Here is a 12014-nt window from a genome sequence, read left to right as displayed (position 1 = left end):
GGGTTCGACCACGTCCTCCACCGTGGCCCTGTCCGCGGTGGTCCCGGCGACGGCGTCAACGGTCTGCTGTCGCCTGGGGTTTGCCCCGCGAGGCCGGGGGCAGGCGCACTCACAGTGCTTCGGACCGGAGGCACGTCCGTGGGAGCGGCGATCGGCCGCCACGGCCGCGCCTGTCCGCACGCGAAAGCGTCCCCACGCCGATCGTCCACCAGAGCACGATCCAGGGAGTTGCGACGCACATGCCCACTCCAGTGAGCGCGAAGCACCACCCGCACGACGACGCGCCCGACACCGCCGAGGCCTTCCGCAGGCTCGCCGCACTGCCCCCGGGACCCGAGCGCGACACCCTGCGCGGACAGGTCGTCGAGGCCTGGCTGCCCATGGCCCGCCGGCTCGCCGGCCGCTTCCGCAGCCGCGGCGAGAGCTACGACGACCTGTGCCAGGTCGCCGCCCTCGGCCTCGTCAAGGCCGTCGACCGCTACGACCCCGAGCGCGGCAACGCCTTCGAGAGCTACGCCGTGCCCACCGTCACCGGCGAGATCAAGCGGCACTTCCGGGACCACATGTGGACCCTGCACGTGCCGCGCCGGGTCCAGGACCTGCGCAACCGCGTCCGCCTCGCCTCCCAGGACCTCGCCCAGACCGTCCCGGGACACGGGCCCACGGTCGCCGAGATCGCCGAGCACGCGAACATGAGCGAGGAGGACGTCCTGGTCGGCCTGGAGGCCCTGGACAGCTTCACGGCCCTCTCCCTGGACGCCGAACTGCCCGGCAGCGAGGACGGCTACTCGCTCGCCGACGCCCTCGGCTCGGCCGATCCGGCGCTGGACACGGTCGTCGACCGCGAGTCCGTCAAGCCCCGGCTGGCCGCCCTGCCGGAGCGGGAGCGCGCCATCCTCTACATGCGCTTCTTCGGCGACATGACCCAGAGCCGGATCGCCGAGCAGCTCGGCATCTCCCAGATGCACGTGTCCCGGCTGATCAGCCGCTGCTGCGGACGGATGCGCGAGGAGATCATGCGCGACGCCGCCGGCTGACCCGGGCACGCCGCGGGGGCCGGTCCCGCGGCGTCGGGTGTCACCCACTCGGCCCTCCCCGTCCCGCCAATGGCCTTCGGCCGCGCGCGGGACGGGGAGGGCCGGGCTGTGATGGCCGTGGGTGCGACCGTCGTGCCCTCGGCCCGGTCGTCGAGACCCCGACGCCCGACGACGGGCCCCCGCAGCCGTCGGCCGAAGGAGTCCGCCCCATGCGCCGCACCGCCCGTCTCCGGGCCCTGTCCGTCGTCCTGCCCGCACTCGGGATCGCCCTGGGCGCCGCCGCGCCGAGCGCCTACGCGGATCCGGCCGCGGAGGTCAGCCCGAGCAGTGTCCAGCCGGGCGGCAGCGTCACCGTGTCCGTCTCCTGCGATCCCGGCACCGGGACACCGCCCGCCACCGTCGACGCCACCTCGGACGCCTTCGAGTCGCAGACCGTACGGCTGGAGTTGGTGCCCGGCGAGGACGACCAGGTCTCCGGCCCCGAGTACAGCGGCACCGCCCGGATCTCCGCCGACCCGGAGCTCCAGGACGGTACGGGCGGTGACGGCACGGACTCCGCGTGGACCGTCGACGGCACCTGCCCGACCTCGGACCGCGCGGCGGGCAAGGCGTGGACCGCCACCTTCACCGTCACCCGGGGCACCGGCACCACCACCGGGAACACCACGGGCACCAGCCACCGCCCGTGCCCGCCGCCGCGCACCGAGACGCACGCCGAGCCGCGCACCGAGACGTACACCGAACCGCGCACCGAGACGTACACCGACAGCTGCGGCACCGCGGTCGTCCAGAGGCCGGTCCGGGCCGGCCAGGGCGGCTCCTTCACCGACTCCGTGCCCGCTCTGGTCGCCGGCGGACTGCTGATCGCGGGCGCCGCCGCGGGCGCCGTGTACCGGCTGCGCCGCAAGGCCCCCGGCACCGATGTCCAGGATCGAAACCTCACCTCCGTGTGACAGGCGCAACCCGCGCGGGCGCCCATGGGACGACCGTCCGGTGGGTACGCGGAGCACGGGGAGCGCGCCAGGCGCGAGGGGACGAGACGGCGGACAGCGCCTTGCGGAGGTGACCATGCGGACCGACCCGGAAGGCCACGGCCCCGTCCGCTACGGCCCTCCGCTGCCCGACGACGGGCTGCCCGTCCTGCCCGACCTCGCCGCCGTGCTCGCCGCCGCGGCCGCCCGCCCCCACGCCGAACCCGTCGGCGGCGGCACCCGCCTCCTGGAGGCCGCCTGCGGCTACGCGGCCCGGCGCGGACTGCCCGCCGGACCCGACCACGTGGCCGCCGCCCCCGGCGCCCCCGCCCTCCTGCTCGCCCTGACCGCCGCGCTCGGCGGCGACGTCCTGGTGCCCCGCCCCTGCGCCGCCTGGTGGGCGCCGTACGCACGCCTGCTGGGCAGACCCGTCTTCCACGTGGCGACACCGGCCGAGTGCGGCGGGGTCCCGGACCCCTACGCCCTCCTGGAGACCGTGCGCCGGGTGCGCGCCGAGGGCGGCGACCCACGGCTGCTGGTGCTGTCCGTCGCCGACGACCCCACCGCCACCGTCGCCCCGCCCGAGGTCCTCCACGAGACCGTCGAGGCCGCCGCGGGCGAGGGCCTGCACCTGGTCAGCGACGAGACCTGGCGCGACACCGTGCACGCCCCGCACGAGACGGTCCTGCTCAGCCCCGCCGAGATGCTGCCCGAGCGGGTCACCGTCGTCACCGACCTGGCCGGCAGCCTGCTCCCGGCCGGCTGGCCCGCCGCCTTCGCCCGCTTCCCGGCCGACGGCAGCGGCGACGGCCTGCACGCCCGCGTGCTGGACATCCTGACCGCGCTCGGCGCCCGCATCGCCGCCCCCGTCGCCGCGGCCGCCGCCCACGCCCTCGCCGAACCCGAACCGGTCACCTCCCGCCGCGCCGCCGCAGGACACCTCCACGCGCGCGTGGCCGCCGCCGCGCACTGCGTGGTCGTCGGCGCGGGCGCGCTCTGCCGGCCCCCGCGGGCCGGCCGCCACCTCTACGTCGACCTCGGCCCCCTGCGGCCCGCGCTCGCCGCGCGGGGCGTCGGCGACGCCCAGGACCTGGAGGACTTCCTGACCGCCCGGCTCGGCATGCCCGCCCCCGGCGGCCACCGCTTCGGCGACGACCTCGGCGCGCTGCGCGTACGGCTGTCCACCGGCCCTCTGCTCGGCCGTTCCGACGAGGAACGCGCGGAATGCCTCACGTCACCCGCGCCGTTGGAACTGCCACACGTGCAACGCGCGTTGAACACCCTGGAGTCGGTCTTCGACGAACTCCGCGACGACGCTCAGCGATGGGAGCCTCCTCGATGACGCAGCAGTCCGAGTCGACCACCAGCACGCGAGTGGCCGACGAGCCCCCGGCCCCGTCCTCCCTCGCGCCCGCGTCGCCGCCGCTCGCCGAACCACGCCCGTTGGGGGAGCGCAGAGCGTGGCCGAAGTCCTTCCACGACCGCCTGACCGCCCCGCTGCCCGGTCTGAAGGCCATGGCCCGGTTCGCCCGCGAGGGCGCCGTACGCCCCGGCCCCGAGGGACTCGCCGACATCCCGAGGCTGCCCTACGCACCGGCACCGCTGCCCGCCGTCGACGCCCGCACGGTCGCCGTCTCCTGGGCGGGGCACGCCAGTTGGGTGGTCCGGATCGGCGGCCTGACCGTCCTCACCGACCCGGTCTGGTCCCGCCGCATCCTCGGCACCCCGGCCCGCATCACCCCGGTCGGCATCGACTGGGACGCCCTGCCCCGCGTCGACGCCGTCGTCATCAGCCACAACCACTACGACCACCTGGACGCCCCGACCCTGCGCCGCCTGCCGCGCGACACCCCGGTCTTCGTCCCGGCCGGCCTGGCCCGCTGGTTCCACCGCCGCCGCTTCACCGCGGTGACCGAGCTCGACTGGTGGGAGGCGGCCGAACTGGACGGCGTCCGCTTCGACTTCGTGCCCGCCCACCACTGGTCCAAGCGCTCCCTCACCGACACCTGCCGCACCCTGTGGGGCGGCTGGGTCCTCACCGACCGGGACGGCCGACGCGTCTACTTCGCGGGCGACACGGGCTACGGCCACTGGTTCTCCCGCATCGGCATGCGCTATCCCGGCATCGACCTCGCCCTGCTGCCCATCGGCGCCTACGACCCCCGCTGGTGGCTCAGCGACGTGCACTGCGACCCGGAGGAGGCGGTGCGAGCGGCCCAGGACCTGGGCGCCCGGCGCATGGCCCCCATGCACTGGGCGACGTTCGTGCTGTCGGCCGAGCCCGTGCTGGAACCGCTGACGAGGGTGCGGGCGGCGTGGGAGAAGGCGGGCCTGGACCGCGAGGACCTGTGGGACCTGCCGGTCGGCGGCTCACGGGTGCTGGAGCACCCCTAGGAGCACCCCGAGGAGCACCTCCACGGGCATCCCCAGGAGCACCCGGGGAAGCGCGCCCTCAGGAACGGACCCGCTTCCACACCGTCGGCGCCGCGCTGATCGCCACGGTCAGCGCGACCGCCGCGACCACGCCCTCCCAGGGCTCCTTGAACAGCGATCCGCCCAAAATCCCGATGAGCTGATACGTCACCGCCCAGGCCAGACAGGCCGGCAGGTTCCCCCGCACGAACCGCCGCAACGGCCACTCGGCCATCAGACAGGCCAGCATCACCGGGATCCGCCCGGCCGGCACCAGCCGGGACAGCACGAGGACCGCCACCCCGTGGTCGGCCAGCTTCCCCTGCGCCTGGGAGAGCCGCTCCTCCGGCGCCCTCGACCGAAGCGCCTCCAGCCACCGCGAGCCGTTCTTCGACTTCATCCCGCGCCGCCCCAGCCAGTACAGGGCGATGTCCCCGAGGAACGCGGCGACGGAGGCCGTGACGAACACGAACAGCAGCGCCAGGGGCGCCGTCTGGTGGAACGCCACGACGGCCGCCGAACTCACCAGCGCCCCCGTGGGGATCACGGGCACCAACGCCCCCAGGAACACCAGCAGGAACAGCGTCGGGTACCCGATCGCCTGTCCGGCGGCCCCGGGAGTCGCCCCCGTGGTCGCGGCCGCGAGCCACGTCACCGCGAGACCCCCAGCCGCACACTCTCGCCGTGCTCCAGCCGGTGCACGTCCACCTCGGGCGCGAGCTCCGCCGCCCGCCGCACGAACTCCGTGCCCGGCGTGTGGAATTCGTGCGGCCGTACCGCGTCCATCCCGATCGGCCAGTACGTCCCGTAGTGCACGGGCACCGCACTGCGCGGCCCCAGCCGGGTGAGCGCCTCGGCCGCGCGCCCCGCGTCCAGGTGCCCCTCCCCGAGATACGGCCCCCAGCCGCCGACCGGCAGCAGCGCCACGTCGACCGGCCCGACCTCCTTGGCCATGTCGTCGAACAGGCCGGTGTCCCCGGCGAAGTAGGTCCGCGCCGAGCCCTCGACGACGTAACCGAGCGCGGGGGAGCGGTGCGGTCCGAGCGGCAGCCGCCGCCCGTCGTGCCAGGCCGGGACCGCGCGTATCAGCAGGTCGCCGACGCGCCGCTCGTCGCCGGGCGCCACCTCGTCCACCCTGAGGTGGGTGAGCCGGCGCAGCCCCGGCACCTGGCGTGGTGCGCCCCGGGGCACGAGCAGGCGCGTGCCCGGCTCCAGGCGCGCCAGCGAGGGAACGTGCAGATGGTCGGCGTGCAGATGGGAGACCAGGACCACGTCCGCGCGCCGGGCGTCGGGCGGGGGCACCGCACCGCGGCGCCGGCGCAGATGCGCGAGCCGGCGGGCGAACAGAGGGTCGGTGAGCACGCGTACGTCCGAATCCGTGACCGTGCAGGTGGCGTGGCCCCACCAGGTGATCTCCACCGGCACCTCTTTGCCTCCTTCGCGCGACTCCCCGAAGCCTACGGGCTGGAGTAGGGTCGGCGGCGAAACCCGGAGGTGAGGGGGACACCATGGGAGCGTTCCGCGTCACGGCGATCGCGAGTCTGACGCCGCTGGAGGAACTGGACGCCGATCCCTTCCTGGTGGACTCCCGCAGCCAGCACGCCATGTGCGCGCGCTGGGCCGCGGAGCGGGGGTACACCGTGCGGCGGGAGCTGCTGGTGCGGGGCCTGCGCGCCGACCACTGCGTGCTGTGGGACGGGGTGCGGGCGGGACGGGACCTCTTCGTGGCCCCCAGCTTCCGCGTCCTCGCGAGCGCCCTGTCCTCGGTGGAGGAGTTCACCGCCGAGTGCGCCCGCCGCGGGGTACGGGTCGAGACGGTGGGCTTCGCGGAACCCCACTACGACGCCCAGATGAAGGCCAGGGTGCACCGCAGGCTGTCGATGCCGACGGCGGGATACGACGGACGCTGACGGTCCACCCGTATGACACGCTGATCCCAGCGCCCGCACCGACGACGGGCCGGGACGTGAGGTGTGCGGGGCGTGGGTGCGGGGCGTTGGCGACGGGTGGCCAGTCAGGTCGGACGGAGCGTCACGGTGTGGGCCGTCTCCACCCTGACGATGCTGGTGCTGGCCGGCATCCTGCCGGACTTCCGGCTCCAGTCCCCGACCGGTGACAGCGCGACCCGGATCGCGGTCACGGCGGCGTTCGGCGCCGGCGCCTTCGGTGTGCTGTCGGCCGTCGTGTGGCCGCTGCTCGTACGGCTCCTCCTGCTCGTGCCGACACTGGTCCTCGGGCTCCTCGTCTTCTTCCTCAACGGGGCGCTGCTGCTGCTCGCCCTGCGCCTCAACCCCGCCGAGCGCGGCGACGCCGCCCCGGAGACCGCCGTGGTGGTCGCCGCCGTCATGTCCGCGGTCGCCTCCGCCACCGGCGGTGCCCTCGCGGTGCGCGACGACGACGCCTACCGGCGCCGCCTGTACCGGCTCGCCGACCGCCGCCGCAGACGCGGCCCCGTCGGCCCGGCCACCCCCGGCACGGTCTTCCTCCAGCTCGACGGCGTCGGCCACGACATCCTGCTGGCCGCGGTCGGCGAGGGCCTGATGCCCACGATCGCCCGCTGGATGGGCCACAGCGACACCCCGGGCCGTGCCGTCCGCCCCACCCACCGCCTCACCTCCTGGCGCACCGACTGGTCCAGCCAGACCGGCGCCAGCCAGCTCGGCATCCTGCACGGCAGCAACCACGACGTCCCCGCCTTCCGCTGGTACGAGAAGGACCGCGGCGAGGTGATGGTCTGCAACCGCCCCACCAGCGCCGTCGAACTCCAGCACCGGGCCGTGGAACAGGCGGGCCACGGCGGACTGCTCACCGTCGACGGCGCCAGCCGCGGCAACCTCTTCTCCGGCGGCGCCGAGGAACAGGCCCTGGTGCTGTCCATCGCCACCCGCCGCCGCAGCCGCGAGACCCGCTCCCGGGCCGGTTACTTCGCCTACTTCTCCGACCCCGCCAACGCCGTGCGCACCGCCCTGTCCTTCGTCGCCGAGGTCGGCCGCGAGATCGGCCAGTCGACCCGCGCCCGGGTCCGCAAGGAGCGCCCGCGGGTGAGCCGCGGGGGCCTGTACCCGCTCGTCCGCGCCTTCGCGACCGTCGTCGAGCGCGACGTCGTGGTCGCCGCCGTCATGGGCGACATGCTCGCGGGCCGTACCGCCGTCTACGCCGACCTCGTCGCCTACGACGAGGTCGCCCACCACTCCGGGCCGGCCGGCCGCGACGCGGCGAAGGTCCTGCAACGCCTGGACCGCTCGCTCGCGCTGATCGAGAACGTCGCCGAGCACGCCCCGCGCCCGTACCGGATCGTCGTCCTGTCCGACCACGGCCAGAGCCCCGGCGAGACCTTCCGCGCCCGCTACGGGCTCACCCTCGGCGACCTGGTCCGGGCCGGCTGCGGGCTGCCCGTGCCGCGCAGGGCCGAGCGCACCCACAGCGGGGCCGAGGCCCGCGCCGCCGTCCGGGCCGCGCTGCGCCGGCCCGGCAAGGAGGGGCGCGAGAAGTACCGGCCCGCCCGCGGCTCGGAGCCGATCGTGCTGGCCTCCGGCAACCTCGGGCTGGTCTCCTTCCCGGACGTGCGCCACCGGATGAGCAAGGAGGAGATCGACGCGCGGCACCCGGCCCTGCTGACCACCCTCGCCAACCATCCCGGCATCGGGTTCCTCCTGGTGCGCAGCGAGGAGCACGGCGGGGTGGTGCTGGGACCGTTCGGCACGGAGATCCCGCTGGACCGGCTGGACGAGGATCCGGGGCCGTTGGCCGACTTCGGGCCCGGCGCGGTCGAGGCGGTGCGGCGGACGCACTCCTTTCCGCACACCGCCGACATCATGGTCAACTCCTGGTACGACCCGGCGGAGGGCGAGGTGCTGGCCTTCGAGGAGCAGATCGGGTCGCACGGGGGGCTGGGGGGTGCGCAGGGGAAACCTTTCCTGTTGTCGCCGCTCGCCCTGTCCGCGCCGCCCGAGGGGCTGGTCGGGGCGGAGGGCGTTCATCGGGTGCTGCGGCGGTGGCTCGACGAAGCGGGGGGTCCTCAAGTGCCGTTGGAGAAGGCCGAGGAGAAGGCCGCGTAGTGGTTTGGCCGCGGGGCGGTGGGGGTTGGGCGCGCAGTTCCCCGCGCCCTTCGGTGGGCCGAGTCACCCTGCGATAATTCAGCTGCGGTCGTTCGGCCGGGCGCCCACACTGTTCGAGTCGTCCTCTCGAACACCCTCTGGAGCCACCGCTTTGCAGGCTGCCGTCACCGTTTCGCCCTCCAAGATCCCCGACCTCCTCCTTGGCCTCGCCACCGTGCGGCCCGTATTCGTCTGGGGCGCCCCCGGCATCGGAAAGTCCTCCCTCGTCAGGGAGTTCGCCGCCTCGCTGGGCCTGGAGTGCGTGAGCCTGATCGGTACCCAGCTCGCTCCCGAGGACCTGATCGGGGTGCCGCAGATCCGGGACGGCCGGTCGGTGTTCTGCCCGCCGGAGTCCATCGCGCGCGACGAGCCGTACTGTCTGTTCCTCGACGAGCTGAACGCGGCCGGCCCGGACGTGCAGAAGGCGTTCTACTCGCTGATCCTGGACCGCCGGATCGGCGACTACGAACTCCCCAAGGGCTCCATCGTCATCGGCGCCGGAAACCGCGCCACCGACAACGCCCTCGCCCGGCCCATCGCCTCCGCCCTCGTCAACCGCCTCACCCACGTCCACCTGGAGGCGTCCGCGAAGGACTGGCTGGTGTGGGCCGGTGAGAACGGCATCCACCCCTGGATCGTCGACCACCTCACCGACCGGCCCGACCACCTGTGGTCCAAGCCGCCGAAGACCGAGGAGCCCTTCTCCACGCCCCGCTCCTGGCACATGCTCTCCGACGCGCTGCACTCCTTCGGCCGGGACCTCGACGAGGAGACCCTGAAGGTCCTCGCGCACGGCACGCTGACGCCCCGGCACGCGACCGCGTTCTGCGGCTACGTCAAGATCGTGCGCAGCCGGTTCGGCATCGAGGCGATCATCAAGGGCGACGCCCGCTGGCCGAACCGCCTGGAGGACCGCGACCTGCTCTACTACCTCGCCGAGTCCTTCCGCGGCCGCCTGCTCAAGGAACTCCCGGTCAGCAAGGAGCACATGTCGGCGAACGGCCGCCAGACCGCGTACCGCGCCAAGTCGCTGCTGGTCCAGCTCGCCGAGATCTCCGTCGAGGTCGCCCAGACCGTCATCGCCTCCGACGCCGACGGCAACCCCGTCCTGCCGTCCTGGTTCCTCGTCGAGGCCGCCCGGGACATGCCCCGGCTCGTGGAGGCGCGGCGGTGAGCCGCCGCCCGGAGAAGAAGAAGCGGGACCTCGCCGGTGAGGCGTTCGCCGAGGGCATGCGGCTGCTCAAGGCCAACCCGGCGCTCGCGGCCGTCGAGTTCGACGTCTGCCGCAAGGAGGACTGCCGGTTCGCGCCCCGCGACGGGCTCGTGGTGGCCGACTCCGACGGAGACCTGCACGTCCACCCCCACCGCCTCGCCGAACCCGCCGCCTGGGCCTGGGCGCTCGCCCACGCCGTCCTGCACCTCGGCTTCGGGCACGTCCCCGCCGTGAAGGGCGAACGCACCCAGCCCGACCGCTTCGACCTCGCCGCCCGCTGTGTCGTCGTCAACCGCTTCCTGCTCGGCTTCACCGTCGGCGAGACCCCCGAGCACCTGCCCGCCTCCTACCCCGACGGGGACGAGGAGCAGCTCGCGGCCCGCTGGCGGCGCGACGGCATCCCCGCCGTCTACGAGCACTGCGGTACCGCGGGCCCCGACCCCGACCAGCTGCTGCTGCGGTGGGTCGGCTGGTCCCAGCCGCCCGACTGGCAGCTCGCCTTCGCCACGGCCCTGACCCGGACCGTGTCGGCGGCGATGGACATGGCGGGCGGCCGCCGCGACTCCCTCGACGGCGAGCCGCCCCGGCAGCGCCCCTGGCAGCGGGCCCTGAGCTGGTTCATCTCCTCCTACCCGCTGCTCGGCGGCATCGCGGCCGGCGTCACCCTGGTCGCCGACGCCGAGATCGCCCGCGCCCACGGCATCGCCGTCGCCGCCGTCGACACGGAGGCCGCCGAGATCTACATCAACCCGCTGCGCCGCCTCGACGACGAGGAATGGCGGTTCGTCCTCGCCCACGAGATGCTGCACGCCGCCCTGCGCCACGGCGACCGCTGCGGCACCCGCGACCCCTACCTCTTCAACGTCGCCTGCGACTACGTCATCAACGGCTGGCTGAGCGAGATGCAGGTGGGCACCATGCCCGAGGGCCTGCTCCACGACCCCGGCCTCACCGGCCTCTCCGCCGAGGAGGTCTACGACCGCATCGCCGGCGACCTGCGCCGCATGCGCCGGCTGTCCACCCTCCGCGGCAAGGGCACCGGTGACATCCTCGGCGGTCCGCTCGGCTCGCCCCGCGACTACGTCGACCTCGACGAGTTCTACCGCCGGGGCCTCGCCCAGGGCCTCGACCTGCACCAGCGGCAGGAGCGCGGCTTCCTGCCCGGCGGCCTGGTCGAGGAGATCCGTGCGCTCAGCCACCCGCCGCTGCCCTGGGACGCACAACTCGCCCGCTGGTTCGACGAGTTCGTGCCGAGCCCGCAGCCCGTGCGGTCCTACGCCCGTCCCGCGCGCCGTCAGTCCGCCACCCCCGACATCCCGCGCGCGGGCCGGTACTTCCCGCCCGAGGAGACCGCCCGCTGCACCTTCGGCGTGGTCCTGGACACCTCCGGCTCGATGAGCCGCACCCTGCTCGGCAAGGCGCTCGGCGCGATCGCCTCGTACGCCGAGGCCCGTGACGTACCGGCCGCCCGGGTGGTGTTCTGCGACGCGGCACCGCACGACGCCGGCTATCTGCCCGTGACCGACATCGCCGAGCGGGTCCGGGTGCACGGCCGCGGCGGCACCGTCCTGCAACCCGGCGTCGACCTGCTGCACCGCGCCGACGACTTCCCCGCGAGCGCCCCCGTGCTGGTGATCACCGACGGCTGGTGCGATGTGCTGCGGGTGCGGCGCGAGCACGCCTATCTGATCCCGCAGGGAGCCAGGCTGCCGTTCACCGCACGGGGGCCCGTCTTCCGGGTGAGCTGAGCCGTAGTGTGTGATCGGATGGATCCCGCACTCCCGTCCGCGGGACCACAGGAAAGGACTGATCGTGGCTACCACGCGCTCCGCACACACCGTCTGGGAAGGCAGCCTCCTCGAGGGGAGCGGTGTCGTCAACTTCGACTCCTCCGGTGCCATCGAGGCACAGCCGGTCACGTGGGCCTCGCGCTCCCAGGACGCCAACGGCAAGACCAGCCCCGAGGAGCTGATCGCCGCCGCGCACTCGAGCTGCTTCTCGATGGCGCTGTCGCACGCCCTGAACGGCGCGGGCACCCCGCCCACCAAGCTCGTCACGTCGGCCGACGTCTCCTTCCAGCCGGGAGAGGGCATCACCGGCATCCACCTCACCGTCGAGGGCACCGTGCCGGGTCTCGACGAGGACGGCTTCGTCGCCGCCGCCACCGACGCGAAGGCCAACTGCCCCGTCAGCCAGGCCCTGAAGGCCGTGCCGATCACGCTGGACGCGAAGCTCGCCTGAACCCCGGGGCACCAGCCGCGCAGACCGCTCGTCCGGGGCGGTC

11 protein-coding genes are annotated in these 12014 nt (G+C 74.3%); 9 read left to right on the top strand and 2 right to left on the bottom strand.

What is annotated here, in order from left to right:
• Positions 1-239 precede the first annotated feature (239 nt).
• The 4 genes from ACIQJT_RS34635 (at position 240) to ACIQJT_RS34620 (ending at position 4402) form a co-directional block, all read left to right on the top strand.
• Positions 240-1037, top strand: coding sequence for an RNA polymerase sigma factor SigF (locus ACIQJT_RS34635; RefSeq protein ID WP_402649732.1), 798 nt, complete (start codon positions 240-242; stop codon positions 1035-1037).
• 209 nt (positions 1038-1246) lie between these two features.
• The gene (locus tag ACIQJT_RS34630; protein WP_402649731.1) at positions 1247-1990 is read left to right on the top strand and encodes a hypothetical protein; all 744 of its coding nucleotides are present in this window, start codon (positions 1247-1249) and stop codon (positions 1988-1990) included.
• A 115-nt stretch (positions 1991-2105) separates the two neighbouring features.
• Positions 2106-3350: an aminotransferase class I/II-fold pyridoxal phosphate-dependent enzyme gene (locus ACIQJT_RS34625; protein WP_402649730.1), complete on the top strand. Its 1245-nt coding sequence runs from the start codon at positions 2106-2108 to the stop codon at positions 3348-3350.
• Positions 3347-4402: an MBL fold metallo-hydrolase gene (locus ACIQJT_RS34620; RefSeq protein WP_402649729.1), complete on the top strand. Its 1056-nt coding sequence runs from the start codon at positions 3347-3349 to the stop codon at positions 4400-4402. Before ACIQJT_RS34625 ends, ACIQJT_RS34620 begins: the two co-directional genes overlap by 4 nt.
• Before the next feature lie 58 nt (positions 4403-4460).
• On the opposite strand, the gene ACIQJT_RS34615 is transcribed toward ACIQJT_RS34620, so the two are convergent.
• Together ACIQJT_RS34615 and ACIQJT_RS34610 are read right to left on the bottom strand one after the other, a co-directional pair.
• Entirely contained in the window at positions 4461-5075 is a 615-nt protein-coding gene (locus ACIQJT_RS34615) for a DedA family protein (RefSeq protein ID WP_053853260.1), read from the bottom strand.
• Complete coding sequence (locus ACIQJT_RS34610) at positions 5072-5845, bottom strand: MBL fold metallo-hydrolase (RefSeq protein ID WP_365458677.1); 774 nt, start codon at positions 5843-5845, stop codon at positions 5072-5074. The genes ACIQJT_RS34615 and ACIQJT_RS34610 overlap by 4 nt, the downstream gene beginning before the upstream one ends.
• A gap of 83 nt (positions 5846-5928) precedes the next feature.
• Here ACIQJT_RS34610 and ACIQJT_RS34605 point away from each other — a divergent pair, with 83 nt between their 5' ends.
• The 5 genes from ACIQJT_RS34605 (at position 5929) to ACIQJT_RS34585 (ending at position 11971) form a co-directional block, all read left to right on the top strand.
• Positions 5929-6330, top strand: coding sequence for a hypothetical protein (locus tag ACIQJT_RS34605; RefSeq protein ID WP_053853152.1), 402 nt, complete (start codon positions 5929-5931; stop codon positions 6328-6330).
• Between the two features lie 63 nt (positions 6331-6393).
• On the top strand, positions 6394-8478 hold the full coding sequence (locus ACIQJT_RS34600) for a phage holin family protein (RefSeq protein WP_402649728.1): 2085 nt from the start codon (positions 6394-6396) through the stop codon (positions 8476-8478).
• A gap of 151 nt (positions 8479-8629) precedes the next feature.
• Positions 8630-9691 (top strand): ATP-binding protein, encoded by a 1062-nt coding sequence (locus ACIQJT_RS34595; RefSeq protein WP_402649727.1) that lies wholly within the window; start codon positions 8630-8632, stop codon positions 9689-9691.
• Between the two features lie 56 nt (positions 9692-9747).
• Complete coding sequence (locus tag ACIQJT_RS34590) at positions 9748-11478, top strand: hypothetical protein (RefSeq protein ID WP_402649913.1); 1731 nt, start codon at positions 9748-9750, stop codon at positions 11476-11478.
• A gap of 64 nt (positions 11479-11542) precedes the next feature.
• Complete coding sequence (locus ACIQJT_RS34585; protein ID WP_365458686.1) at positions 11543-11971, top strand: OsmC family protein; 429 nt, start codon at positions 11543-11545, stop codon at positions 11969-11971.
• The last annotated feature ends 43 nt before the right edge of the window (positions 11972-12014 follow it).

The organism is Streptomyces sp. NPDC091972, from assembly GCF_044756385.1.
In the GTDB taxonomy this organism is placed as follows: domain Bacteria; phylum Actinomycetota; class Actinomycetes; order Streptomycetales; family Streptomycetaceae; genus Streptomyces.
Note: the sequence above shows the minus strand (reverse complement) of the source record. Positions and strands in the feature narration are given on the sequence as shown.

Bases quoted from the DNA above. Each gene is read 5' to 3' on its own strand.
- ACIQJT_RS34620 (WP_402649729.1), top strand. From the start codon at position 3,347: ATGACGCAGCAGTCCGAGTCGACCACCAGCACGCGAGTGGCCGACGAG.
- ACIQJT_RS34590 (WP_402649913.1), top strand. From the start codon at position 9,748: ATGCGGCTGCTCAAGGCCAACCCGGCGCTCGCGGCCGTCGAGTTCGAC.
- ACIQJT_RS34605 (WP_053853152.1), top strand. From the start codon at position 5,929: ATGGGAGCGTTCCGCGTCACGGCGATCGCGAGTCTGACGCCGCTGGAG.
- ACIQJT_RS34635 (WP_402649732.1), top strand. From the start codon at position 240: ATGCCCACTCCAGTGAGCGCGAAGCACCACCCGCACGACGACGCGCCC.
- ACIQJT_RS34625 (WP_402649730.1), top strand. From the start codon at position 2,106: ATGCGGACCGACCCGGAAGGCCACGGCCCCGTCCGCTACGGCCCTCCG.
- ACIQJT_RS34630 (WP_402649731.1), top strand. From the start codon at position 1,247: ATGCGCCGCACCGCCCGTCTCCGGGCCCTGTCCGTCGTCCTGCCCGCA.